At 59.5% G+C, this 25,314-nt stretch carries 24 protein-coding genes; 19 read left to right on the top strand and 5 right to left on the bottom strand.

The window, feature by feature from the left end; genetic code table 11:
* The first annotated feature begins 27 nt into the window (after nucleotides 1-27).
* The 7 genes from IEY47_RS19160 (at nucleotide 28) to IEY47_RS19190 (ending at nucleotide 6,470) form a co-directional block, all read left to right on the top strand.
* Nucleotides 28-867 carry an STAS domain-containing protein gene (locus IEY47_RS19160; RefSeq protein ID WP_188985709.1) on the top strand — a complete coding sequence of 280 codons (840 nt, stop codon included), beginning with the start codon at nucleotides 28-30 and terminating at the stop codon, nucleotides 865-867.
* A 10-nt stretch (nucleotides 868-877) separates the two neighbouring features.
* On the top strand, nucleotides 878-1,303 hold the full coding sequence (locus tag IEY47_RS19165; RefSeq protein ID WP_188985711.1) for an STAS domain-containing protein: 426 nt from the start codon (nucleotides 878-880) through the stop codon (nucleotides 1,301-1,303).
* On the top strand, nucleotides 1,263-1,661 hold the full coding sequence (locus IEY47_RS19170; RefSeq protein WP_229779533.1) for an ATP-binding protein: 399 nt from the start codon (nucleotides 1,263-1,265) through the stop codon (nucleotides 1,659-1,661). The genes IEY47_RS19165 and IEY47_RS19170 overlap by 41 nt, the downstream gene beginning before the upstream one ends.
* Nucleotides 1,658-2,626, top strand: a complete 969-nt coding sequence (locus IEY47_RS19175; RefSeq protein ID WP_188985713.1) for a SpoIIE family protein phosphatase — start codon at nucleotides 1,658-1,660, stop codon at nucleotides 2,624-2,626. The genes IEY47_RS19170 and IEY47_RS19175 overlap by 4 nt, the downstream gene beginning before the upstream one ends.
* Nucleotides 2,619-4,376 carry an ATP-binding response regulator gene (locus tag IEY47_RS19180; RefSeq protein WP_188985715.1) on the top strand — a complete coding sequence of 586 codons (1,758 nt, stop codon included), beginning with the start codon at nucleotides 2,619-2,621 and terminating at the stop codon, nucleotides 4,374-4,376. The genes IEY47_RS19175 and IEY47_RS19180 overlap by 8 nt, the downstream gene beginning before the upstream one ends.
* Nucleotides 4,369-5,484: an ATP-binding response regulator gene (locus IEY47_RS19185; protein ID WP_188985717.1), complete on the top strand. Its 1,116-nt coding sequence runs from the start codon at nucleotides 4,369-4,371 to the stop codon at nucleotides 5,482-5,484. The genes IEY47_RS19180 and IEY47_RS19185 overlap by 8 nt, the downstream gene beginning before the upstream one ends.
* 422 nt (nucleotides 5,485-5,906) lie before the next feature.
* Nucleotides 5,907-6,470 carry a type 1 glutamine amidotransferase domain-containing protein gene (locus IEY47_RS19190; RefSeq protein WP_188985719.1) on the top strand — a complete coding sequence of 188 codons (564 nt, stop codon included), beginning with the start codon at nucleotides 5,907-5,909 and terminating at the stop codon, nucleotides 6,468-6,470.
* A gap of 58 nt (nucleotides 6,471-6,528) precedes the next feature.
* On the opposite strand, the gene IEY47_RS19195 is transcribed toward IEY47_RS19190, so the two are convergent.
* Entirely contained in the window at nucleotides 6,529-7,470 is a 942-nt protein-coding gene (locus IEY47_RS19195) for a LysR family transcriptional regulator (RefSeq protein WP_188985721.1), read from the bottom strand.
* A gap of 160 nt (nucleotides 7,471-7,630) precedes the next feature.
* Here IEY47_RS19195 and IEY47_RS19200 point away from each other — a divergent pair, with 160 nt between their 5' ends.
* The 8 genes from IEY47_RS19200 to IEY47_RS19235 all read left to right on the top strand — a co-directional run bounded on the left by IEY47_RS19200 (nucleotide 7,631) and on the right by IEY47_RS19235 (nucleotide 17,261).
* Nucleotides 7,631-9,340, top strand: coding sequence for an AMP-binding protein (locus IEY47_RS19200; protein WP_188985722.1), 1,710 nt, complete (start codon nucleotides 7,631-7,633; stop codon nucleotides 9,338-9,340).
* Nucleotides 9,341-9,493: 153 nt separating this feature from the next.
* Nucleotides 9,494-10,987 (top strand): CoA-acylating methylmalonate-semialdehyde dehydrogenase, encoded by a 1,494-nt coding sequence (locus tag IEY47_RS19205; RefSeq protein WP_188985724.1) that lies wholly within the window; start codon nucleotides 9,494-9,496, stop codon nucleotides 10,985-10,987.
* Nucleotides 10,988-11,015: 28 nt separating this feature from the next.
* On the top strand, nucleotides 11,016-11,789 hold the full coding sequence (locus IEY47_RS19210) for an enoyl-CoA hydratase (RefSeq protein ID WP_188985726.1): 774 nt from the start codon (nucleotides 11,016-11,018) through the stop codon (nucleotides 11,787-11,789).
* Nucleotides 11,790-12,077: 288 nt separating this feature from the next.
* Entirely contained in the window at nucleotides 12,078-12,977 is a 900-nt protein-coding gene (gene mmsB, locus IEY47_RS19215) for a 3-hydroxyisobutyrate dehydrogenase (RefSeq protein ID WP_188985728.1), read from the top strand.
* On the top strand, nucleotides 12,970-14,028 hold the full coding sequence (locus IEY47_RS19220) for an enoyl-CoA hydratase/isomerase family protein (RefSeq protein WP_188985730.1): 1,059 nt from the start codon (nucleotides 12,970-12,972) through the stop codon (nucleotides 14,026-14,028). The genes mmsB and IEY47_RS19220 overlap by 8 nt, the downstream gene beginning before the upstream one ends.
* Nucleotides 14,029-14,184: 156 nt before the next feature.
* Nucleotides 14,185-15,336 carry an acyl-CoA dehydrogenase family protein gene (locus IEY47_RS19225; protein WP_188985732.1) on the top strand — a complete coding sequence of 384 codons (1,152 nt, stop codon included), beginning with the start codon at nucleotides 14,185-14,187 and terminating at the stop codon, nucleotides 15,334-15,336.
* 353 nt (nucleotides 15,337-15,689) lie between these two features.
* A complete protein-coding gene (locus IEY47_RS19230; protein ID WP_229779535.1) occupies nucleotides 15,690-16,547 on the top strand; it encodes a cation diffusion facilitator family transporter in 858 nt (285 codons plus the stop codon).
* A gap of 33 nt (nucleotides 16,548-16,580) precedes the next feature.
* Nucleotides 16,581-17,261 (top strand): SDR family oxidoreductase, encoded by a 681-nt coding sequence (locus IEY47_RS19235; protein ID WP_188985736.1) that lies wholly within the window; start codon nucleotides 16,581-16,583, stop codon nucleotides 17,259-17,261.
* Nucleotides 17,262-17,279: 18 nt separating this feature from the next.
* Here IEY47_RS19235 and IEY47_RS19240 read toward each other — a convergent pair whose 3' ends face one another.
* Nucleotides 17,280-17,801, bottom strand: coding sequence for a GNAT family N-acetyltransferase (locus IEY47_RS19240; RefSeq protein WP_188985738.1), 522 nt, complete (start codon nucleotides 17,799-17,801; stop codon nucleotides 17,280-17,282).
* A 76-nt stretch (nucleotides 17,802-17,877) separates the two neighbouring features.
* On the opposite strand from IEY47_RS19240, the gene surE reads away from it, so the two are divergent.
* The gene (gene surE, locus IEY47_RS19245) at nucleotides 17,878-18,672 is read left to right on the top strand and encodes a 5'/3'-nucleotidase SurE (RefSeq protein WP_188985740.1); all 795 of its coding nucleotides are present in this window, start codon (nucleotides 17,878-17,880) and stop codon (nucleotides 18,670-18,672) included.
* A 76-nt stretch (nucleotides 18,673-18,748) separates the two neighbouring features.
* Nucleotides 18,749-19,819, top strand: a complete 1,071-nt coding sequence (souR, locus tag IEY47_RS19250) for a transcriptional regulator SouR (protein ID WP_188985742.1) — start codon at nucleotides 18,749-18,751, stop codon at nucleotides 19,817-19,819.
* A 112-nt stretch (nucleotides 19,820-19,931) separates the two neighbouring features.
* Here souR and IEY47_RS19255 read toward each other — a convergent pair whose 3' ends face one another.
* The 3 genes from IEY47_RS19255 to IEY47_RS19265 all read right to left on the bottom strand — a co-directional run bounded on the left by IEY47_RS19255 (nucleotide 19,932) and on the right by IEY47_RS19265 (nucleotide 22,325).
* Nucleotides 19,932-20,297 carry a histone-like nucleoid-structuring protein, MvaT/MvaU family gene (locus tag IEY47_RS19255; RefSeq protein WP_188985744.1) on the bottom strand — a complete coding sequence of 122 codons (366 nt, stop codon included), beginning with the start codon at nucleotides 20,295-20,297 and terminating at the stop codon, nucleotides 19,932-19,934.
* A 443-nt stretch (nucleotides 20,298-20,740) separates the two neighbouring features.
* Nucleotides 20,741-21,307, bottom strand: a complete 567-nt coding sequence (locus IEY47_RS19260) for a sugar O-acetyltransferase (protein ID WP_188985746.1) — start codon at nucleotides 21,305-21,307, stop codon at nucleotides 20,741-20,743.
* A 121-nt stretch (nucleotides 21,308-21,428) separates the two neighbouring features.
* Nucleotides 21,429-22,325, bottom strand: a complete 897-nt coding sequence (locus IEY47_RS19265; RefSeq protein ID WP_188985747.1) for a LysR family transcriptional regulator — start codon at nucleotides 22,323-22,325, stop codon at nucleotides 21,429-21,431.
* Between the two features lie 62 nt (nucleotides 22,326-22,387).
* Between IEY47_RS19265 and IEY47_RS19270 the strand changes: the two genes are divergently transcribed.
* Entirely contained in the window at nucleotides 22,388-23,782 is a 1,395-nt protein-coding gene (locus IEY47_RS19270) for an MFS transporter (protein WP_373293638.1), read from the top strand.
* Nucleotides 23,783-23,849: 67 nt separating this feature from the next.
* The gene (locus tag IEY47_RS19275) at nucleotides 23,850-25,127 is read left to right on the top strand and encodes a glucarate dehydratase family protein (protein ID WP_188985751.1); all 1,278 of its coding nucleotides are present in this window, start codon (nucleotides 23,850-23,852) and stop codon (nucleotides 25,125-25,127) included.
* Nucleotides 25,128-25,314 lie beyond the last annotated feature (187 nt).

Here is a 25,314-nt window from a genome sequence, read left to right on the forward strand (position 1 = left end):
ACCTTTTTTGATAGCCGAGGATTTTAGATGTCCAGTACCGCCATCGCCGAACTGCTACGCAACCATGAGGCAACGCTGCTCGACGTGTGGGTCGCCGCCCAACGTAATGCCGGCATGCGCCTCGACCTCATGAACGAATCTACGATCGTCACGAACTCGGCCGAACTGCTGCGCAAGCTGACGACCGCGGCCGCACAGGGCATGGACGATCTCGACGCCGCTCACTGGCAGCCGGTGAAGACGTTGCTGGAACAGTTCTCCTTCAACCAGAGCCGTGCCGGCGTTTCCCCATCGGAAACAGCGACGTTCGTGTTCTCGCTGAAAGAGCCGCTGTTCAAGCTCATCCAGGAGCACAGCGCTGAGCCTTTGGTGGATATCTGGGCGACCACGCAGCTGCTGGACAAGCTCGGCCTCTACAGCATCGAGTGCTTCATGTCTGGCCGTGAGTCGGTCATACGCGAACAACAGGAGAGCATGCTGGAGCTCTCTACGCCGGTAGTCGAACTGTGGGATGGCATCCTGGCGATCCCACTGATTGGCGCGCTGGACAGCAACCGCACGCAGATCGTGATGGAAGCGCTGCTGGAAAAAATCGTCGAGACCGAATCCGATATCGCCATCATCGACATCACCGGCGTACCAACGGTGGACACGATGGTCGCCCAGCACCTGATCAAGACCGTGACAGCCGCCAAGCTGATGGGCGCGCAGTGCATCATCAGTGGCATTCGTCCGCAGATCGCCGCCACCATCGTGCACCTGGGTGTCGAGCTGGGCGACGTCATCACCAAGGCGTCCCTTGCCGATGCGTTCCGCGTGGCCCTGAAACAACAGGGCACCCGTTTCATCGCCGCCACCTCACGCTGAAGGCTGCACCATGGCTGACAAGATTCCAATTTTGAAAATGGGTCGCTTCCTCCTGTTGAGTATCCAGGTGGATATGCATGACCAACTCGCACTCGACCTGCAGGAAGACCTCACGCATCAAATCGTCCGGCACAAGGCCAAGGGCGTGCTCATCGACATCTCCGCACTGGAAATCGTCGACTCCTTCATCGGCCGCATGCTGTCCCATATCGCCAACGTGTCGCGCATCCTCGATGCGAAGGTCATCGTGGTCGGCATGCAGCCAGCCGTTGCCATCACGTTGGTGGAATTGGGCCTTTCCTTAGAAGGCATCGCCACAGCACTCAACACCGAGAAAGGCATGCGCCGCCTCGAAAGCATGGTTGCCGAAGACGAATCGGTTGGGGAGTTAGAGAGTGGCGAAAACGCAGACACTTCCGCTTCAGCAGGAGACTGACATCGTCCTGATTCGCCAGCAGGTACGCAAAGCGGCCGAGAGCATAAGGCTGGGTATCATCTCGCAGACGAAAATCGTGACGGCCGCCAGTGAGATCGCGCGAAACGCGTTGATCTATGGCGGCGGTGGCGAGTGCGTTCTGGAGGAGACCCAGCGCAATGGCAAACCTGCGGTCCGCCTTCTTATCAAGGACAACGGCCCCGGCATTGCGGACATCGAGCGCGCCATGGTCGACGGCTACACCTCCGGGAATGGCCTCGGCCTGGGTCTGTCCGGCTCTCGACGATTGGTGGACGAGTTTTCCATCGACAGCGCGGCTGGCCGTGGTACGGCCATCGAGCTCTGGAAATGGCGATGAGCGCGAATCCGTTACTGATGGTCGCGGAAAGTGCCCATGTGGATGCGGCGCGGCGAGCCGTCGTGCGCCTGGCTGCGACGGTGACGAGCGACGAAACAGTGCTCGGGCGTATCGCGATCGTGGTGCAGGAACTGGCGTACAACCTCGTTCGCCACGCCGGACATGGTGAGCTCTTGCATGCATTGAACGATGGCGTGCTGGACATCATTGCCCTGGACAAAGGCCCTGGCATGACGGATGTGCGGCGCTGCCTGTCCGACGACTACAGCACCGCCGGCACGATGGGCGCTGGACTTGGCGCGATCCAGCGGCAATCGGACGTGTTCGACATCTATTCGCAGCCAGGCCAGGGAACGGTCGTGTTGTCCCGCTTTCATCTCCTGCCGAAACGCAACGAGCCCTTCCTGGTCGGTGCGGCGGGCACGCCCTACCCGCAGGAAGAGGTGTCTGGGGACAGCTGGGCTGTCAAAGGTAACCGCTTCATGATCTGCGATGGGTTGGGACATGGCCCGAGCGCGGCGGTTGCCTCCGAAAAGGCGCGGGAGATCTTCCTGGCCTATGCGGATCGTTTCCCGCTGGATGAGCTGATGGAAAACCTGCATCAGGCATTGATGTCGACCCGTGGCGGCGCGTTGTCGATGGCAGAGGTCGATCCCGAGCATGGGCAAGTCAGTTTTTGCGGGATTGGCAACGTGGCGGGCCGCCTCCTGACGAACGACTCCCGCAGTATGGTTTCGAACAATGGAACGCTCGGTTACAAGATCGGCCGGATCCAGACGTTCACCTATCCATGGACGCCTGGCGCGCTGCTGGTCCTGAACTCGGACGGCCTGACCTCCAAGGTCGGTTTGAAGGACTACCCCGGCAGCCTGCTTCGTCACCCCGCACTCATCGCCGGATTGCTTCATCGGGATTTCCGTCGCCACAACGACGATGCCACCGTATTGGTAATCAAACATGCCTGACTTGCGGCACCTCATCAGCCTGCCCATCGAAACCGAACAGGACATCGTTCATTGCCGGCAATCGGCCAAGCGCCTCGCGGCTAAAATGCACTGGAACACGCTCGACCAAATTCGATTGGCCACTGCGGTTTCCGAGCTTGCTCGTAATATCTATCAGTACGCTGGCAAAGGTACGTTCAAATTTTCCCTCGCCGTCAACGCGCGCGGTCAGCTGTGCGGTATCGGCATCCGTGCCGAGGACAAGGGCCCAGGCATCGCGCAGCTCAATGCGATTCGCGCCGGGACCTACCGCTCGCCTACGGGAATGGGCGTAGGGCTGCGGGGCGCGCAGAAGTTGCTGGACGATTTCGAGATCGAGTCGTCTAGCACCGGCACCTGCATTCAGGCCTGCAAATACCAGTCACCGCACGCGTTCCCCGATGATGCCACGCTTACGCTGCTGATTGCCGAACTCTCGGGAGCCGAGAAACCCGATCCGTATCAGCAGATCCGCCAACAAAGCGCCGAGCTGCTGATCACCAACACAGAGCTGCACACAAAACAGCAAGAGCTCGAAGCGACCAACAAGGAATTGGAAAACACCAACCAAGGGGTGGTGGCGCTCTATTCCGAGCTGGAAAAAACGGCACATGACCTGCAAGAGGCGAGCACCGCCAAGAGTCGCTTCTTCTCCAACATGACCCACGAGTTCCGCACGCCGATCAACATCATTGAAAACGTGTCGAAGCTGCTGGCCAGCGGCGTGGACGGATCGCTCAACTCGGAACAATTACGGCAGGTCCGCTTCATCAGCAACGCCGCCGTCGAACTGTCTAATCTCGTCAGCGAATTGCTGGCGCTTGCTGAAGTTCAGTCGGGACGGCTGGCCATCGATCCGCAGCCATTCGAGTTGGTCGCCTTCGTGGAACGACTCGATGATTTCGCCGCAGCGATGGCGCCTCGCTACCCGAACGTCAGCTACGAAGTGGTGAAGCCCAAGGCCGAGCTCAAGCTGGAAACCGACGAGAGCCGACTCTTTCAGATACTACGTAACCTCATCTCCAATGCGTTCAAATACACCCCGGCGGGCCACGTGCGTATCCAGGTGTTCCAGACGGACGATGCCACTGTGGAATTCCTGGTCGAGGACAACGGCCTGGGCATCGCGCCAGAGAACCGCCAGAAAATTTTCGAGGAGTTCGGCCGGATCAAATCGCCGCACCTGACGCATATCGAAGGCACGGGGCTCGGTTTGCCCTTGGCGCAAAAGCTTGCGGTGCTGCTCAAGGGCGAACTGCTGCTGGAGAGCGAGGAAGGTCAAGGCAGCCGCTTCACCGCACGTATTCCGCGTCAATTCCAGCCCGCCAAAGCCGATACCGTTGCGCCGGACCTCAGCGGGACGACCATTCTGGTGATCGATGACAGCGAAGCGGATCGCTATCTCGTCCGACGCACGCTTGAGCCGTGCAACCCCGTCCTCATCGAGGCAGATAGCGCGCGTGCCAGTCTCGACCGCCTGAACGCTGTGCGTCCGGATATCATCCTGCTGGACCTGGACCTGCCGGACATTAGCGGTGAAGACCTGCTGGCCAGCATGGACTGGAGCATGCACCAGCGCGTGCTGATCAACACTGCAAACCCTTTGGATGAAACAGCATTGGCAAGGCTGCAAGGGCACTGCCGCGCGGTGCTATTCAAACATCAAGCCGATCACGCCGAGCGACTCTTGGCCGAGGTTCGCGATCTGGCCCGGAGCCTGGACCATGAGTAGGCCATCACAGCGCATCGTCATCATCGACGACACCGATGCCAATCGGTACGTCCTGCGCCGCATTCTCGAGGCGCAGACGCAGCTGCAAATCCTCGAAGCCCCCAGCGGCAGAGCCGGCTTGGAGCTGATTGACGATGACGTCGAACTGGTGATCATCGACATCAACCTGCCCGACATGACGGGCTTCGAACTTATTCAGGCGATCGAGAAGAAGCGCGGCCGTGGGCGGTTGCCCGCGATCATCAACATCTCCGCGACCTTCATCACCGGCAAGGACAAGGCGCTTGGCCTGAACACTGGCGCGCAGGCCTATCTCACGCACCCGATCAACGCTGAAGAAGTATTGGCAACGGTAGGGTCGCTGCTCAAGGCCAGCTCCCGGGTTGGTCGCATGGAGCGTCAGCGCAATTCGGCGATCGCCCGCAGTGAGAATCTCCAGGCGGAAAAGGTCATGCTTGAGCGCTTCATGCGCTCACTCAACCATGACCTGCGCTCACCGCTGACCGCCGCCACGATGATCGTCAATTTGATGCAGAAGAACCCGGCGCGCCGCTCGGAAGACATGCTGCAAACCCTGCATGACAACCTGCAACGCATGAACCAGATGATCACCAACGTACTGGATATCTCGCACATGAGCCTCGGTGGCGGCGTGCAACTCCGGGGCGAACCGCTCGTGCTAGGCGAGTTGCTTAACGAGGCGAATCACAATCTTCGTCTGCAATTTTCGAACGCACTGAACGTGCACATCGAGACGCCGGAACAAGAAGTTCACTGGGACAGAAACGCCTTCCTGCGGATCTTCGATAATGTGGTGCTCAATGCTGCCAAGCATGGCGCTGACGACACACCAATCGAAGTCAAGCAGGTCTTCGATCCCAATGGAGTGATATTGACGATCAGCAACTATGGTCGTCTTCCAGACGACGTTCTCGCCAACCTCGCGACGCCCTACTTCATCTCCAGCCGCAGCGAGAAACGCGGCTGGGGGCTTGGCTTGCCCATCGTGAAGGCGCTGTGCGAAAGCTTCGGCGGCAACGTGCGCTTTGCCAACGTGGATGATCAGGTGGTGATTACGTTGTGTTTGCCCAAGACCATCGGCGCGTAATGCGCGACGGGAGGCCATAGAACGCACCTTCCAGGCCGTTTCCATCGATCCAAACGGATGAACGGCCAGGAAAAAGTCGGAAAAGCGTGCTGGACTTCACGGTATCGGACTGGATCTGGATATCGGACGTTATAGCTATCACAAGAGCGAGCGCGCACTTCTCTCCTTTTTCCTAAGTGGCCAACACGCTGCAACGTCAATCGGGCAGACAGATGGCCACTGGTGCAAACGGTAATGTCACTAACGGCAGCGTTGACTGTACCGCTCTACCCGCCATGAGCACCCGATCGCCTAGCGATCCACCACACCACTGATCCTGTCCGCCTGAACTTCACAACCCTTGCCGCTTTCCTGATTTATAGGGGTCGATGCGGTGCGCCGCGTCCGACACGTTCAACAGCATTCGCTCAGGAGATCGCATCATGAGTAACCGTCTCGACGGCAAGAAGATTCTTATCATCACGTCCAACACCGGTATCGAGCGCGACGAACTGGTCAAACCCATGGAAACGCTCAGCGGGTTCGGCGCCTCCGTTGTCCATGCCTCATCCAAAGGCGGCACCACCCAGACGTTTTTGCAGGACACCGAGAAGGACAAGACCGTCGAATCCACCGCGCGTCTGGCGGATGTCAACGCAACGGAATTCGATGCGCTCGTCATTCCCGGCGGTACGGTCAATGCCGATACGCTGCGTCAAGATGAAAGCGCTCAGCGCCTCGTCAAGGCCTTCGTGGACGCAGGCAAACCCGTCGCCGCGATCTGCCATGGCCCTTGGGTGCTGATCAACGCGGGCGTGGTCGAGGGCAAGACGTTGACCTCTTACCCCAGCGTGAAAACTGACCTACTCAACGCTCATGCAGCGAACTGGGTAGACGAGCAAGTCAAAGAGTGCCCAGCGAACGGCTACACGCTTATCACCTCGCGCAACCCCAACGACCTGCCGGCGTTCAATGAAGCGATCGCCAAGGCGGTCGCCGCGGCATGATCCCGCACGTGTGACTGAACGGTGGATTACGCCACGGCGTGGCTGATCCACCCTACGTCTACACGATCAACGCCCTCTCCTCTCCCATCAAGAACGCCCGGTTCTGGTCGGTGGCACTCTTCAGGTAATCCACCAACACCGTAATGCGCTTGAGACGGCGCAAGTCTTCTCGGTAGTAGATCCAGAAACGCCGCGTCACATGCACATCGTCCGGCAAAACTTCAACGAGACGCGTATCCGGCGCTGCGACGAAACAGGGCAGGATGGCTAACGACCGCCCTTGCAGCGTCGCCGTGTACTGCGCGATCACGCTCGTGCTGCGAAAGGCCGTGTTGGCATTCGGCACCGTACGCTCGAGATAGAGCAATTCAGGACTGAACACCAAATCGTCGACGTAGGTGATGAAGCTGTGCTGTGCCAGATCGTCCACCGACCGTATGGGCGGATGTCGTTCCAGGTAGGCCGTCGTGGCATACAGCTTGAGTCTGTAGTCGCAGAGCTTCGAACAGACATAAGGCCCGCGTTCCGGCCGTTCGAGGGTGACGGCGATATCCGCGTCACGCCGCGACAGATTGATGAAGTGCGGCACCGGCATCAGGTCCAGCGTGATGTTCGGATAGCGTTCCTGGAAACGGCTCAGTTGTGGCGCGATAAAAAACGTCCCGAAGCCTTCGGTCGAACCGATCCGAATGTTTCCAGACAACGCCAGCCCCGTGCCCGACACCTGCTCGCAAGCCGCCTGCAAGGTGTTCTCGAGAGACTCCGCGTAGCCCAGCAGGTGCGACCCTTCGGCGGTCAGTACGAAACCGTTGGCGCGGGAGCGTTCGAACAGCAGCGCACCCAGGGCCTTTTCCAAAGCGCCAATCCGGCGCGACACCGTCGTGTAATCGACCCCGAGGCGCCGCGCAGCGCTGCTGGCCGTTCGGGTGCGGGCGACTTCGAGGAAAAACTTGAGGTCATCCCAATTCAACTCGCTGGGGCTATTCGGGGTTTTCTGCATAACCAACCGGCTTATTTGTTGTTATCGACGAGAAGTTTGCACACCTATACTCAATTCGACCCTGCCCTGCTACTAGACAAATAACCGAGTCCGCGAACCGAAAGCTTTCCTGCACCACGTCTCACCTCGACTTCCAATAACAACAAGAAGGAGGCTTCACGTGAACAGCACCTCGCACCCTTTCCTCGCCGCACGCGACTTCCTGCTGCGCCATCGTGACGACTACGACACGGCATACCGCGACTTCCAATGGCCCGCACTCGACAACTTCAACTGGGCCCTGGACTACTTCGACCCCATGGCTGCGGGCAACCAACAGCCGGCACTTTGGCTAACGGCCGAAGGGGGTGACGAAGAGCGTTACAGTTTCGAAGAGATGCGAGCGCGCTCCAACCGCGTCGCCAATTACCTGCGCGACCTGGGCGTGACGCGCGGGTCGCGGCTCCTGCTGATGCTCGGTAACGAGGTGGCGCTGTGGGAAACCATGCTTGCCTCCTTCAAGCTTGGCGCGGTGATCATTCCAGCCACGGGATTGCTGACGGGCGATGACCTGAAGGATCGCATCGAGCGCGGCCGGGTGGAACATGTCGTGATCGGCGACGGCCACACGGATAAGTTCGCGGCGGACGCGCAAGCACTGACGCGCATCTGCGTTGGCAGTGCGCCGGAGGGATGGCACGCGTATGCCGACAACGAGCGCCATCCCTCGACCTTCCAGCCCGACGGGCCAACCCTCGCCAGCGACCCCCTGCTCCTCTACTTCACCTCTGGCACGACCTCGAAGCCCAAGCTCGTGCTGCACAGCCACCAGAGCTATCCCGTCGGGCATCTGTCTACGATGTATTGGATCGGCCTGCGGCCCGGCGACGTTCACCTGAATATCTCCTCGCCAGGGTGGGCCAAGCATGCATGGAGTTGCTTTTTCGCACCCTGGAATGCGGGCGCCTGCGTATTCATCCACAACAGTCCACGCTTCAACGCGAAGGGCCTGCTGGAAAACATCACGCGGCACCCGGTAACTAGCCTGTGTGCGCCACCGACGGTTTGGCGCATGCTGATTCAGGAAGACCTGCCGATCTATCGCGAGCGGCTCAAATTACGCGAAGTGATCGGCGCCGGCGAACCGCTCAATCCCGAGATCATTGACACTATTCGCGAGGCCTGGGGCCTGACGCTGCGTGACGGTTTCGGGCAATCGGAAACCACCGCCGTGGTCGGTAATTCGCCCGGCCAAAGGCTCAAGCCAGGATCGATGGGCCGCCCCCTACCGGGCTTTCGCATCAACATGCTGGACCCGGACGGTAACGTCGCTCGTGAAGGCGAGGTGGCGCTGCAGACGTCCCCAAGGCCTCTTGGGCTGATGCTTGGGTATGAAGACAGCGCGGACAAAACCGCGGAAGTCATGCGCGGCGACCACTACCGAACCGGCGACACCGCGCAGGTGGATGAGGACGGCTACATTACGTTCGTGGGTCGAGCGGACGATGTGTTCAAGGCGTCCGACTACCGCATCAGTCCGTTCGAACTGGAAAGCGCCCTGATCGAGCATGAGGCCGTGGTGGAAGTCGCCATCGTTCCCAGCCCCGATCCCCTGCGCCTGGCGGTGCCCAAGGCGTTTCTGATCCTCGCGCAGGGCTATGCGCCGAGCCCCGCGCTCGCCGCCGAATTGCTCGGTTTCGCTCGCGCAGCACTCGCGCCATACAAACGCGTACGGCGGCTGGAGTTCGTCGCGGAGTTGCCCAAAACCTTGTCCGGCAAGATTCGCCGCGTCGAACTGCGCCTGCTCGAAGCAGAGCGTCGCAAGAGCGGTACACGCGCAACGCACGATTACTGCGAGGAGGATTTTCCCGACCTCAAAGCGGCTGGCTAGCATTCCGCCCTGCTCTTGTAGGAGCCAGCTTGCTGGCGATCTCGTACCTAAATTCAGCTTTGTATCGCCGATAAGGTCGCGATCGCCAGCGAGCTGGCTCCTACAAAAAGCACGTCGCCCCTATTCATCAAACAACTACAAAAAGGCCCGACCATGACCACCACCGTCAAACTCCTCATCAACGGCGAATTCGTCGAATCGCAAACCACCGAGTGGCGCGACATCATCAACCCGGCCACCCAGGACGTGCTGGCACGGGTGCCGTTCGCTACGACGGATGAAGTCGATCGGGCCGTCGCCAGCGCGCAGGCGGCTTTCAAAACCTGGCGCAAGACCCCCATCGGTGCCCGCTCGCGAATCTTCCTGAAATACCAGCAACTCATTCGCGAGCACATGAAGGAGTTGGCCGCGATACTCACGGCCGAACAAGGCAAGACACTGGCCGACGCCGAAGGTGATGTGTTCCGCGGCCTGGAAGTCGTCGAGCACGCGGCAGGTATCGGCAACCTGCAATTGGGCGAGCTGGCAAACAACGTTGCCAGCGGCGTCGATACTTACACCCTGCTTCAGCCCCTGGGCGTCTGCGCCGGCATTACGCCCTTCAACTTCCCCGCGATGATCCCGCTGTGGATGTTCCCGATGGCCATCGCCACCGGCAATACCTTCGTGCTCAAACCGTCCGAGCAGGATCCGATGGTCACGATGCGCCTGTGCGAACTCGCGCTGGAGGCCGGCATTCCGCCTGGCGTGCTCAACGTCGTTCATGGCGGGCCGAACGTGGTAAACGCCATTTGCGACCACCGGGACATCAAGGCCGTGTCCTTCGTGGGCTCGACGCGCGTGGGTACTCACGTCTACCACCGCGCCAGCCAGGCGGGCAAACGCGTGCAATGCATGATGGGGGCGAAGAACCACGCCATCGTGTTGCCCGATGCCAACAAGGAGCAAACGCTCAACAACCTCGCAGGCGCCGCATTCGGGGCGGCGGGTCAACGCTGCATGGCCGTATCGGTGGCGGTGCTCGTTGGCGAAGCGCACGACTGGCTACCGGACCTGGTGACCAAAGCGAAAGGGCTGAAAGTCAGCGCCGGCCATGAAAGCGGCACCGACGTCGGCCCGTTGATTTCCTGTGCGGCACTCGATCGCGTGGGCAGTCTCATCGAACGCGGTGTGAGCGAAGGCGCGACGTTGTCGCTGGATGGGCGCAACCCTTCGATCTCCGGGTATGCCAACGGCAACTTCGTCGGGCCGACCATTTTCGATGGCGTGACTCGCGAAATGAGCATCTACAAAGAAGAAATTTTCGGTCCGGTGCTCTGCGTGATGCACGCCGCCACGCTGGATGATGCGATCGAGTTGATCAACGCCAACCCCAATGGCAATGGTGTCGCCATCTTCACGCGTTCAGGCGCCGCGGCACGGCATTTCCAGGAAGAGATTGACGTGGGCCAAGTGGGCATCAACGTGCCGATCCCTGTTCCCGTTCCCATTTTTTCCTTCACGGGGTCGCGCGCCTCCAAGCTTGGCGACTTGGGCCCTTACGGCAAACAGGTCGTGCAGTTCTACACGCAAACGAAGACGGTCACCGAGCGTTGGTTCGACGAGAACGACGTTGGCACGGTGAACACCACGATCAATCTGAAGTAACGCGTATACGGACGCGAAGGGACATACCATGACATTCGAAACCATAGCGCTCGAGATCCAAGGACGCGTGGGCCTCATCACGCTGAACCGTCCGCAGGCGCTGAACGCGCTGAATCGACAGCTCATCGCCGAACTGAACGCAGCACTCGATACCCTGGAGGCCAACCCGGATATTGGCTGCATGGTCATCACCGGATCGGAAAAGGCCTTCGCCGCGGGTGCCGACATCAAGGAAATGGCCGGCCTGGGATACCCGCAGGTCTATCTCGACGACTTCTTCGATACCGCTGACCGCATCGCACGGCGGCGTAAGCCATTGATTGCGGCCGTCTCGGGCTATGCGCTCGGCGGCGGCTGCGAACTGGCGCTGATGTGCGACTTCATCTATGCCGCCGAGACCGCCAAGTTCGGCCTGCCGGAAATAACCCTCGGCGTACTCCCCGGTATCGGCGGTACCCAGCGGCTGACACGCGCGATTGGACGAGCCAAAGCCATGGAGATGTGCCTGACCGCCCACCAGATGAACGCGGACGAAGCCGAGTGCGCCGGACTGGTCGCCCGTGTGTTTCCGTATGCGGAACTGCTCGAAGAAACGCTGAAGGCGGCGAGCACCATCGCCGCACGTTCACTCCCCACCGCGATGATGGTGAAAGAGTGCATCAACCGCGTGGATGAAATCGGCCTCACCGAAGGCATTCGTTTCGAACGCCGCCTGTTCCACTCGGTATTCGCCACCGAGGACCAGAAGGAAGGCATGAACGCATTCGTGGAGAAGCGCAAGGCGGTGTTCAAGCATCGATAGCGGACATATCAACGCCCCTGTAGGAGCACACCGGGCTGCGATCAGCTTGTGGGCGATCGTGTGCGCCCACTCTAAAACGTGCTTTCTGTTGGATCTGGATCGCCCACAAGTGGGCTCCTACAGGTGTCCGCCGGACCTGCCGATCGCCTTCGATCTTGTAGGAGCCAGCTTGCTGGCGATCGCGTTATATCTGCCGCGTACATCGTTTCTGTAGAACCTCGATCGCCAGCAAGCTAGCTCCTACAAAAAGAGCAACTGCATGCCCTACAACAAAAAGAGGCAAACACCATGAACATCGGATTCATCGGCCTGGGCAACATGGGAGCGCCCATGGCGCGCAACCTCATCAGGGCTGGCCATACGCTGACCGTTTTCGACCTCTCCGCGCCCGCTGTTGCAGAACTCGTAGACGCAGGCGCGACGGGAGCGGATTCGCCTACCGATGTTGCCCATGCGAACGTCGACATCATCATCACCATGCTGCCCGCGTCGGCACACGTCAAAAGCGTTTACCTCGGCGAAAGCGGACTGCTAAGCACGGTAGATCCGCAGGTGCTGCTGATCGATTCGTCCACCATCGACCCGATCAGCGCCCGCGAGGTCGCCAGGGCCGCGAGCGCAAACGGCAATTCACTGCTCGACGCTCCCGTGTCCGGAGGCACCGGTGGCGCCGCAGCGGGTACCTTGACGTTCATGGTCGGCGGCACCGAAAACGAGTTCGAGAAAGCGCGCCCGATCCTTGCCTGCATGGGCAAGAACATCGTCCACTGCGGCGCCAGCGGCAACGGCCAGGTGGCCAAAGTCGCCAACAACATGCTGCTGGGCATCTCGATGATCGGCGTGGCGGAAGCGATGGCGTTGGGCACACGGCTGGGGATGGATGCGAAGGTGCTGGCGAGCATCATCAACACGTCCAGTGGGCGCTGCTGGAGCTCGGACACCAATAACCCCTTCCCCGGCGTGCTGGAAAACGTCCCGGCCTCACGTGGCTACAGCGGTGGGTTCGGTACGGACCTGATGCTCAAGGACCTCGGGCTTGCCACCGATGCGGCGCGGGCTATTCGCCAACCGGTCATCCTCGGTGCTCTGGCCCAGCAGCTCTACCAGCAATTCAGCAGCGGCGGGAACGGCGGACTAGACTTCTCGGCAATCATCAACAATTACCTGGAGCCCGCTAAAAATGAGTGATGCCACCGTACTGGTCGACGTCCGCAACCAGGTCGGTCATTTGGTCCTTAACCGTCCCAACGGCCTTAACGCCCTTTCCCTGGAGATGATTCGCGTCATCGAAGAACGCTTGAGGGAATGGGAGACCGATGACGGCGTACAAGTCGTCGTTTTGCGCGCCAACGGGGAGAAAGCATTCTGCGCGGGTGGCGATATCCGCGCGCTGTACGACAGCTATGCGGCCGGCGATGAGTTGCACCGGATCTATTTCGACGAGGAGTTCGCGCTCGACCGCCATCTGCACGACTATCCAAAGCCCATCGTTGCGCTCATGGATGGCTACGTGCTCGGCGGCGGCATGGGCCTTGCGCAAGGGGCCTCGATCCGCGTGATTAGCGAACGGGTGCGCATGGCGATGCCGGAAACGGCCATCGGCTACTTTCCCGACGTTGGCGCGAGCCACTTCCTTGCCCGCTTACCGCACAACGTTGGGCTGTATATGGGCCTGACCGGCAACCAGATCAACGCCGCAGATGCCCTGGCGCTCGGGCTGGCGGACTGGCATCTGCCGCGTGAACGCTTTGGCGCGTTCCTGGACGCGCTGGATGTGCTGCCCTGGCAACAGAGCGCAATCGCTGAGCTGGACGCCCTGCTAAACGAGTACGCTGCGAAATCATTGCCGGACGCTGAGCTGGAAGGGTTTTACTCCACCATCGAGCGGCATTTTACCTATGAAGGTGTTAACGCCATCCTTGCGTCGCTCCAGCGAGAGTCCGATCCCCATTACCAGGCGTGGGCGCAAGCCACCCGTAACACCCTCGAAAGCCGCTCGCCGCTGGCGGTGAATGTCGCGTTCGAGGCGTTGAAGCGCGGGCAGACGTTGAACCAGCATCAGGCATTCGATCTGGAGCTGCATCTGGTGAAGCAGTGGCTTGACCGTGGCGACCTGCTCGAAGGCGTGCGCGCACTCATCGTCGACAAAGACAAAGAGCCGCGCTGGAAACCGGCACGCTTTGAAGAGGTCGATCAAGCCAAGGTAGCGGCGTTTTTCGATGGGTTCTCGGCAGCATGAATGGGATAACACCGAACCGCGTGGAAAAGGCTCCGCCGTTTTCCACCCTACACCTCGGATTCGGACACAGGCACACGTAGGGTGGATGGCCGAAGCCATCCACCTGGACAACCTCTAACCGCGCGGAACACGACAACAAGAACAACAGGAGTCCCCATGCAAGACCTCGAATTGACCGAAGATCAGCGCCTGATTCGCGACATGGCACGTGATTTCGCCAAGGGCGAGATCGCGCCTAAATCGCGTGCATGGGAGGCGGCAGGCTGGATCGACGACACCACGATCGCGCAAATGGGCGAACTCGGCCTGCTGGGGATGATCGTTCCGGATACGTTTGGCGGCAGTTACATCGACTACGTTGCCTACGCCCTTGCGGTAGAGGAAATCTCGGCTGCGGACGGCGCGCTTGGCGCATTAATGAGCGTCCACAGCTCCGTCGGCTGCGGGCCGCTGCTCAACTACGGCACGCCCGAGCAGCAACAAACCTGGCTGCCCCGCCTCGCCAGTGGCGACGTCATCGGCTGCTTTTGCCTCACCGAACCGCAAGCCGGCTCCGAGGCACACAACCTGAAAACGCGTGCGGTGATGGAAAGCGGTGAGTGGGTACTCAACGGTGCCAAGCAGTTCGTCACCAACGGCAAACGCGCAGGCTTAGCCATCGTGTTTGCCGTGACGGATCCTGAGCTTGGCAAGAAAGGCCTTTCCGCCTTTCTCGTGCCCACCGACACGCCCGGTTTCAACGTCGAGCGGACCGAGGACAAGATGGGCATTCGTGCGTCCGACACCTGCGCCATCACCCTCTCCAATTGCCGTGTTCCGGAAGCGAATCTGCTGGGCTCGCGCGGCAAGGGACTGGCAATCGCCCTGTCCAATCTCGAGGGTGGCCGCATCGGTATCGCGGCGCAGGCGCTGGGCATTGCCCAGGCGGCCTTCGAAGCGGCGCTGGGCTACGCCCGCGAGCGGGTGCAGTTCGACAAGCCCATCATCGAGCACCAGAGCATCGCCAACCTGCTGGCCGACATGCACACTCGGCTCAACGCCGCGCGCTTGATGATCCTGCATGCGGCGCGCCTGCGCAGTGCTGGTCAACCCTGTTTGAGCGAAGCTTCCCAGGCCAAGCTGTTCGCCTCCGAAGCTGGTGAATGGATCTGCTCCAAAGCTATCCAGATCCACGGTGGCTACGGCTACCTCGAGGATTACCCAGTCGAGAAGTATTACCGCGATATCCGCATCACGCAGATATATGAGGGCTCGAGCGAGATCCAACGCCTGCTCATCGCGCGGCAGCTGGCGCATTACGATCTTTGACGGAACGCATTCCGCTTTTGTAGACCGAGTGAAACCCGGGTGCTGTAGCGGCACGCCATACACCGCACGCGGGTTCCACCCGCCCTACGGATGCACTCTCACCTGTAGGAGCGAGCCATGCTCGTGAGGGATCATCCTACTGATCAAACGCATTTCGACGAACCCGCAGCTGAACAAATGCCTCCGGCGTTGACTCTGTAGTGACTCCAAGGTCTATGGTGCTCAGGCATCCACGTCTTCAACGGAGTTCGCGCATGGGGCATGCCCACCACGATCATTCAGATCACCACGACCACACTCACCACGCCGGTCATCATGACCACGGCGCTCATGGTCACAGTCACGCGCCTTCGGTGACCGACGGGAACGAGCGCCGTATCCGTTTCGTGTTCGTCATTACAACGCTATACGCGGCCCTCCAGGCATTGGGCGGGTGGTTATCCGGCTCCCTAGCCCTGATCGCCGATTCCGGCCACATGGTCTCCGACGCGGCGGCGCTGCTGCTGGCCTTGATTGCCTACCGTTTCGCCGCTCGTGCTCCTGATCACCGCCGCACCTACGGCTTCCATCGCGTGCGGGTTCTGGCCGCACTCGCGAATGGCGCGGCCTTGCTGTTGCTCGTGGCGTGGATCGTCTGGGAGGCGTTCAGCCGCTTCTACACGCCAGTCGAAGTCATGGCGATGCCGATGCTGATCGTCGCGTCGATCGGGCTGGTCGTGAACATCGTCGGTGCGCTGGTGCTCAACGCCGGGAACAAGGGTGACAGCAATCTGCGTGGCGCCTTCCTCCACGTGATCGGCGACCTACTGGGCTCCGTGGGCGCGATCGCCGCCGCACTAGGGATCATGTACACGGGCTGGTCGATACTCGATCCTCTGCTATCGATCATCGTTGCATTGCTGGTCGTGCGTTCGGCGTGGCGCTTGGTGATCGAGTCCATCCAGGTGCTGTTGCAAGCCACGCCACGCGGTATCGACCCCGCTCGGACCGAGGCTGAAATCCGCGCGCTGCCGGGCATTGCCGAGGCGGGTCATTTTCATGCTTGGACCTTGATGGACGATCGCAACGTCGCCACGGTACACGTCACGCCGGCTCCCGAGGCCGACCCGCTGGCGCTGCCAGCCCTGGTGAGCGAGCATTTGCGGCGTAGGCATAAACTTTCGCACATCACCGTTCAGGTCGATCCACCCGGTCAATTGAACGCGCATTGAACCCTTTTCGCATTCCAACGTGGAGTACACCCTTTGCAGTACATTCTCGTCGTCGGCGCCTCGCGCGGTATTGGCCTGGCTTTGGTAGAAAACTATCTCCAGCAAGGTCACCAGGTATTCGCAACCCTTCGTAAAGCGGGCAACTCCGCGCTGGACGCCCTGTCCCGCAAACACCCAGGGAAACTGACGCAGATCCTGTGCGACCTTACCGATACGGACGCCGTGGCTACGATCGAAGCGGCACTTGGGGACATAACGTTAGACGTCGCACTGTTCAATGCCGGTATCAAGGGCCCGGATAGCCTCGACGACGCGAGCAAGGAAGAGGTTGCCTCGCTGTTCATCACCAACACCCTTGCACCGGTGCGCATGGCGCGAAGGCTGAGCCATCGTGTTTCCCCTCAGGGCGTCATTGCCTTTACCAGCTCGCAAATGGGCAGCGTGTCGCTCGCGTTGTCAGCGAGCATGCCGCTATATGGCGCCAGTAAAGCGGCGCTGAACAGCCTGCTGCAAAGCTGGAATCAGGCAGAGGACAAACCTGCCTCGACGCTCCTCGCCTTGCATCCGGGCTGGGTAAAAACGGACATGGGTGGTGAAAATGCGGCAGTGAACGTCACCGAGAGTGCGACCGGTCTTATCGAGACAATCCAAGGATTTTACGGCGTGGGCGGCTGCCATTTCGCCGATTACCGCCAGCGGCCGATGCCCTGGTGAGCTGAACGCACGCGCCCGTCAGGTACGTTCGAGTCGGCGCGACATGTGAATCGTCTGCCAGACGGGGTCGGTGTCGCGTACATCCACCTGAAATCCGTGGCGCGTCCAAAATGTCTCGGCTCCGGGTAGGTAAGGATGCGTATGCAAATAGAGCGTCTTGATGCCGTTTGCCAGCGCGTATGCCTCCAACCCGAGAAAGAGACGGTCGGCCAGGCCCTGCCGGCGTTGATCGGGCCGGACGTACAGTTTGACGACTTCGACGACGCGCGCGCCGCGGAGGTCGAGTTGCGGGAAGCGATGATCATAGGCCCGGTAGCCGATGGTACCGACGATCTCGCCCTCCCGACGTGCGATCCGCAGGTAGCCGTCACTTCCGCCATATACCGCTGGGATGTCCTTCAGGTCCGCAGGGATCGGCCCCCGCTCGAAACGGTCGCCGAACATTTCGGTACGCGCCTGCATCGCAAACGTACGGACGTCATCGAGTGCGCTGGCGTCAGGCACTTCGATGCGCCAGGTGTCGGTATCAGGTAAAGCCATGGGCTCCCTCGCGGGTGGCGGAGGTCAAGGCGTACATGGTAAATCAACGGGACCGAATCGCGCCTGGAGGCCATTGATGACGCATGCACGGTTGTTCCAACGAATCCTGCTGACCAACGATGACGGCATCGACGCGCCCGGCTTGGCGCTACTCGAATCCATTGCCTCCACGCTTGCAGAGGACGTCTGGGTCGTCGCGCCGGCCGAAGACCAGAGCGGCACGTCGCACTCACTTAGCCTGCACGCCCCCTTGCGCGCACATCCCAAAGGCCCCCAGCGTTTTGCCGTATCAGGTACGCCCGGTGACTGCGTGGCCCTGGCCATTGCCCACATTATGGACGGCCAGCTGGATGGGCAGCTTCCTGAGCTGATTCTTTCGGGTATCAATCGAGGTGCGAACCTTGGTACCGAGACGGTGTTCTCGGGCACAGTCGGCGCAGCCATGACCGGCATGTTGCTGGGCATTCCCTCCATTGCGCTGAGCCAGGCGTTCCGCGACCGCAATGATGTGCCCTGGGACATCGCCCGGGAACATGCCCCCGACGCGATTCGCCGCGTCGTCGAAGCCGGCTGGGCAAAGGATGCCTGCATCAACATCAACTTCCCTGCCGTGGCACCGGGGGATGTCAAACCGCTCAAAGCGACGCGCCAAGGCGCCGGTCTGCTACAGGGTGTGGACGTCGTCTCCGGGCGGGACCCTCGCGAGATGGCTTACCATTGGCTGAAACTGAAGCGGGCCTGGAACAATGATGCCGACGACACCGAAAGCGGCGCCTTGGAGGCTGGACATGTCACGGCAACACCGCTGAAGTTCGAGCGCACTCACGAACAGGCGCTCGATCAACTGCGAGCGCTGTTGGAGCGGGCCTGAAGCAAAGAAAGTTAGGGTTTATTCAAGTGAACCGTATTTCATCACTCAATCGCCGTAGTGATCATGTAGGTGCCCGATGAGGCTAGAGCGCACATTCAGCGAAAGTCTGCAGGGCCGTAATTTGAAGCCGGTTCAATCAGGTACGGTCACAGACAAGACAATGAAGGTCGGCTTTCTATTGCTGACGCATTTCTCGCTGCCGTCGTTTACGCAGTCGCTCGACACTCTGGTGACAGCCAACCTCATTCGTACGGGCTCGTTCGAGTTCTTTACATTCGGGTTGGAAGAAGGCGACGTGGTCAGTGATTTGGGGATTCCCATCAAACCAGGCCAGGTGCTCCGGCCCGGGGATGTCCTCGGGCTCGATCTGCTCGTCGTCTGCGGTGGCCTGCGCACGCCCTGTAACACCCGCCCTCACCTCTCTAGCATTCTGAAGAAAGCATCGGACCAGGGCGTTGCATTGAGTGGTTTGTGGAATGGCGCCTGGTTTCTTGCCGACGCGGGCCTTTTGAATGGCTATCGCTGCGCCATTCATCCTGAACAGCGTCTGGCCTTGACCGAGATCGCCCCGGCCACCCAGGTCACCAACGTCACGCATATGGTTGACCGGGACCGGCTGACAGCGGCCAGTCCCAATGGCGCGTTCTACATGATCCTCGAGTGGATTGGCCGGCTCTACGACAGCGGTCTGGTGAACGGCATCGTCGATATTCTCGCGTTCGACATGTCGCGGGTCAGAGCCGTCACCCGCTCGCGCTACCGTAACCTGGCGGCTCCGGTGCAGGAGGTGATCAGCCTGATGGAAGCCAACCTGGAAGAGCCCTTGTCCATGGACCAGATGGCGCACTACGTGAAAAAGTCGCGACGCCAGATCGAACGGTTGTTCAGTGAGCAGCTCGGCACGACACCGCAACGCTATTACCTGGAGCTCCGCGTCACCGAAGCACGCCGTTTGCTCCAGCATTCATCCAAGTCGATTATCGAAGTGAGCCTGGCGTGCGGCTTCGTATCGTCGAGCCATTTCAGCAAATGCTATACCGCCTACTTTGGGCATAGACCGTCGAAAGAGATCCGCCTGGATCGTCGGATGGATCGACAAGAACCGGCGAACACCGAAGTCGTGTCGTTTCAAATAGAAGAGGTTTAGCGAAGGGCGGGCTGGCCGTGGAGTCACGTCCCCTTGGAGTGACAGTATTTTCAGCAAACTAAGCAAACAAAAAAGGCTGCATATGCAGCCTTTTCGTTTGAAGCAGGACCGATTATTCGAGCCAGCTTTCAACCTCGGACGCACCGTGTTCCTGTTTCCAGGCTTTGAGCGTTTTATGGTTGCCGCCTTTGGTTTCAACGACTTCGCCGTTGTGCGGGTTCTTATAACGCTTCACTGCACGCTCACGGCGTGTAGTCTTCGCAACCGGCGCTGCAGATTGACGCTTGTTGCCCGACTCAGGATCGAGCATGTTGATGACATCACGAAGTGACATTCCATACTCGCCCAGCAGCGAACGCAGTTTGGTTTCGAATTCGATTTCCTGCTTGAGCGAAGTGTCGTTCTTCAACGCTTCGAGGCGCTTGCGTTGCTCTTCGATCTGCGCTTCGAGCGCCTTGTATTCAGCAAGTTTAGACATGAGAAACTCTCAAATTTGATGATGCGAAGCACTATAAGCATCGAAGGTGAATTTAGCAAACAAGCACTGCAACTTTATTTAGATTTTGTTGAGTGCCGCTGTCTTTGTTGCACCGCCAACCATGAACGCCAAAAAACTTGGGCACTGCGAGCCTGCAACATACGAAAAATACCGCGCGAAGCATCGGTGATGTACATGCTCATCAATGACTTAACTTTTAAAGGTGAATACCCTTCAAAAGGAACTGTGTGAGCTCCTTACAGCCAGCAAGACAACGCTATGCGAGGCCCGTGAGCAGCTAAACGTCGAAGGCCTGATGCCTGAACTCGACCGCCGAATGCCGCGAGAAAATAAGCCATCCGAGATTAAGCGGCCAATATTCGCTTGCGTAGCAATTACGCCCTAGCGCGTAGTTCCGTTATCGACAACAACTTGGGATCTTGTCACAGAGCACGCACCTTTGCAGGATTGCCAACGACCGTCGCACCAGCAGGCACGTCGCGAGTCACGACACTACCTGCGCCGATAATTGCGTTATTGCCAACAGTGATACCGGGAAGAATCAGAGCGCCCGCACCTATCCAGACGTCTTCGCCAATAGTGATGGGCTTTCCCGATTCGAACAGTTGCTTTCTGAGTTCAGGGTCTCTTGGATGATCTGCCGTCAGGATCTGAACACCTGGCCCGATCTGAGTACGATCGCCGATGGCGACCGGATTGACGTCCAGAATGACGCAATTGAAATTGATGAATACATTCCGACCGAGATGGATGTTGTAACCATAATCGCAATGGAAAGGGGGACGAACATTGGCGCCCTCCCCGACAGAACCAAAAAGTTCGGCCAGCATTGCGAACCGTGTTTCAAACGGGTTCGTGTAGTTCGTGTAGTTCGTGTTGTATTCCTGCATCCATACGTGCGCTTTCATACTGTCTGCCGCTAACTCCGGACAGTCCGCCACGTACAATTCTCCGGCAAGCATTCGATCTTTCTGCGTACGGTTTTTCATCGCCCTGCTCCAGTTATCACATCGGGCACTAGACGCTGGGAAACGTCAAGCGTTCAGTTCGGGGTTAGCAGCCGAAAACCGATAGCGACTCGGAGACGTTATATTTCGAAAAGTGTGAAGTTCAGTGTTCGGCTTTAGTCGCCGCCCTGATCGCATCAAGCAGCATCATGCAGGCAGGATTGTCGTTATCGGAGCGCCACACCAGATGTAGCTCGCTCTGCACACCTTCGCCCAAGTCGATGTCGCGGAAAACGACGTTCTTAAAGACAACATTCGTGGCGCACCGTGGAACCAGCGCCAAGCCCATTCCGGCATTGACCAACGAAAGCATCGTCAGCGATGACCCCAACCATTGCACATACTCTGGCTCCACACCTGCTGTGCGAAATACGCCCATGAGCAACTCATTGAATGGCGGATAGGCGGAGTGCGAGTACATGAGAAAAGGCACGTGGTCCAGATCAGCCACGGCAACCATGGTCGCCGTAGCAAGCGGATGCCCCACGGGGATCCCCAATACGAACGGTTCGCGCACGAGGCATTCGGTTTCGTACCCTGGCTGCAACAGGGGAGCTCGGGTGATCCCCAGATCGATACGACGCGCTCGCAGCGCTTCGTGTTGTTGATGGGTGTTCATTTCGGCCAGCGACACCTTCACATGCGGCTGACTGAGTCGCGCTTCCGCAAGCACCCGGGGTAGGAATTCGTACACGGCACTGCCAACGAAGCTGATCGTAACCGAGCCGATATCCCCTTGAGCAAAACGTTTGGCAGTCAACACGGCTTGCTGGGCGCGTTCCAGAACGGCTTGCGCCTCGATGAAAAAGGCGCGACCAGCGGCCGTCAAAACGACGCTTCGCGTACTACGCAGGAGCAATTCGACGCCCACCGCATGCTCTAGCAGTTGAATCTGTCGGCTAAGGGGCGGCTGGGTCATGCTCAAGCGCTCGGCCGCTCTTCGAAAGTTAAGTTCGGTCGCCACGGCGACAAAACAGCGGAGTTGGTTTAAGTCGAACACTGATCCATTTCCAGTATCAATCAAGCCGGAATATAGATTAGACGGCAACAATTACCCGGTCCATGATCGGCTCACCCACAAAAACAACATCCGGGAGCCATCCTTTGAATACCGTCCATGCTCCAGTGGATCCCGTGGTACTTGCCCGCGCGGTTTCCAAAGTTAAGCGTCATGTCCTACCGTTGTTCGTCGTGATGTTTATCGTGAACTACATCGATCGTGTGAACATCGGTTTCGTCCGTAGCCACCTGGAGACCGACCTTGGTATCGGCGCGGCGGCTTACGGCCTCGGTGCCGGGCTGTTCTTCATTGGCTACGCGCTGTTCGAAGTGCCCTCGAACATCCTGCTACAGCGGTTCGGTGCGAAAGTCTGGCTGACGCGAATCATGTTCACCTGGGGCGTCGTCGCCACTGCGATGGCGTTCGTGCCCAACGAAACCTGGTTCTACATCCTGCGCTTCCTGCTCGGCGTTGCCGAAGCCGGCTTCTTCCCGGGTGTCGTCTACTACTTCACCAAATGGTTGCCAGCAGGCGAACGTGGCAAGGCCATGGCGATCTTTCTCAGCGGCTCTGCCATTGCCTCGATCCTTTCCGGACCACTATCCGGCGCCCTGCTCAGCATCGAAGGGCTGGGCATGCGTGGCTGGCAATGGATGTTCTTCATCGAAGGCATGTTCTCGGTCGTACTCTGTGGCTTCGTCTGGTTCTGGCTGGATTCGCTGCCGAAAGATGCGAAATGGTTGAGCCAAGCGGAAAGCCAGGCGCTGACCGACTGCATCGACGAGGAGCAACGTCAGCGTGAACTGGCTGCGGGGGAGACCGGCAAGGTCAAGCACTCGGCGTTCCGTCTGTTGCGTGATCCGCAGATCATGCTGTTCTGCTTCTTGTACTTCTCCATCTCGCTGACGATCTACGGCTGCACGTTTTGGCTGCCGAGCATCATTCGCTCGATGGGTGGGCTGGGTGACTTCCAGATCGGCCTGTACAACTCGATCCCCTGGATCATCTCGGTCGTCGCGATGTACCTCTTCGCGGCCTTGGCGGCGCGCTATAAATGGCAGCAGGCCTGGGCATCGTCGGCGTTCATCATCGCGGCCATCGGTTTGTTCGCCTCCACCACCGGCGGCCCGGTCTTTGCCTTCATCGCCATCTGCTTTGCCGCGATCGGTTTCAAGGCCGCATCGTCGCTTTTCTGGCCGATCCCACAGGCGTACCTCGATGCGCGGATTTCGGCAGCCGTGATCGCGTTGATCAACTCGGTGGGTAGCCTTGGCGGCTTCGTGGCGCCTGCGACCTTCGGGATTCTCGAAGAGCGTACCGGCTCGATCGAAGGCGGTCTGATCGGGTTGGCATCCGTCTCACTCATCGCAGGGATTCTCGTCTTCATGACCAAAACGCGTAAAGGCTCTGGGAACGGTACCGGAATCAGTACTCGCGCGGCGGCCTCTCCCGCCTGATGGCCATGCCCTCGGTTGCCCGTAACGCGGGCAACCGCAACACCATTAATAGTTAGGGAGTTCTTCCGTGAAGATCAAACACGTTCGTGTCACCCCAATTGCCTTCCGCGATGCACCGCTGCTGAATGCCAGCGGCATCCACGAGCCCTATGCGTTGCGTTCGATCATCGAAGTCGAGAGTGACAACGGTTTTGTCGGGCTCGGTGAAAGCTACGGCGACGCGCCGGTCTTGAGCGTACTGAAAGCGATGAAAGACAGCCTCGTCGGGCTGGATCCCTTTGACCTCAACGGCCTACGCGCCCGCGTGAAAGCTACTGTTGCGCGCATTCAGCCGGGTAGCAACTCGGGCGCTGAGCTGGCGCCAGGGTCACATCCAAGCAAACAGGTCGCTAATGCCTATTCGGCATTCGAGGTGGCCTTTCTCGACCTGCAGGCGCGTTCATTGGGCATGCCACTGGTGGACTTGTTGGGTGGGGCGGTTCGCAACGAAGTGCCATTCAGTGCCTACCTCTTCCTGAAATACGCAGAGCATGTCGATTCGCCGTATCAGCCCGATCGTTGGGGCGAAGGCATCAGCCCCGAACAGCTCGTCGCCCAGGCCCGCAAGATGATCGACGAGAACGGCTTCCAAAGCATCAAGCTCAAGGCCGGTACCTTGCTGGGCCCTGAGCACGAAGTCGCGTGCATCAAGGCGCTCAAGCAGGCGTTTCCAAACGCTCCACTGCGCATCGACCCGAATGGCAATTGGTCCCTGGAAACCGCAATTCGCATGGCGGAACTGATGGGCGACGATCTGCAGTACTACGAAGACCCCTGCCCTGGCCTCGAAGGGATGGCCGAGCTGCACCGCCGTACTGGTATTCCGCTGGCGACCAACATGGTCGTCACCGATTTCGACGAGTTCCGCCGCAGCGTTGCCCTGAACAGCGTGCAGATCGTTCTTGCCGACCACCATTATTGGGGTGGCCTGCGCGATACGCAGATCCTGTCGCGCATGTGCGAGACGTTCGACATCGGTGTATCCATGCACTCCAATTCGCACCTGGGCATCAGCCTTATGGCCATGACACACGTGGCCGCCGCCGTCCCGAATCTTTCCTATGCCTGTGACACGCACTATCCATGGCAGGAAGAGGACGAAGAGGTCATCAAAGGGGGCAAGCTACCGATACGTAACGGTTGCGTAACGATCACCAAAGCCCCTGGGCTAGGTGTCGAACTGGATTACGATCAACTCGGCAAACTTCACGATCAGTACCTGGCGATCGATATCCGTAGCCGCGATGACGTGCGCCAGATGCAGAAATATCGACCAGATTGGAAAGCCGTGAAGCCACGCTTCTGATCCCTTCCAGCGTAAATGTCGCGTCCATTTCGGGCGCGGCGTCGACGCTGGATCCCACCCCTACGCGGCAATCGTTTTGCAATGTTCACATCAGCGCAAAAGTCGCCATAGGGCGCGACGCGCGCCGATCCCCTCCAGCCTTCGACGAACGACGAACGACGAACGACGAACGACGAATACAGGGTGT

The organism is Pseudomonas matsuisoli (assembly GCF_014647635.1).
Taxonomy (GTDB): Bacteria; Pseudomonadota; Gammaproteobacteria; order Pseudomonadales; family Pseudomonadaceae; genus Pseudomonas_P; species Pseudomonas_P matsuisoli.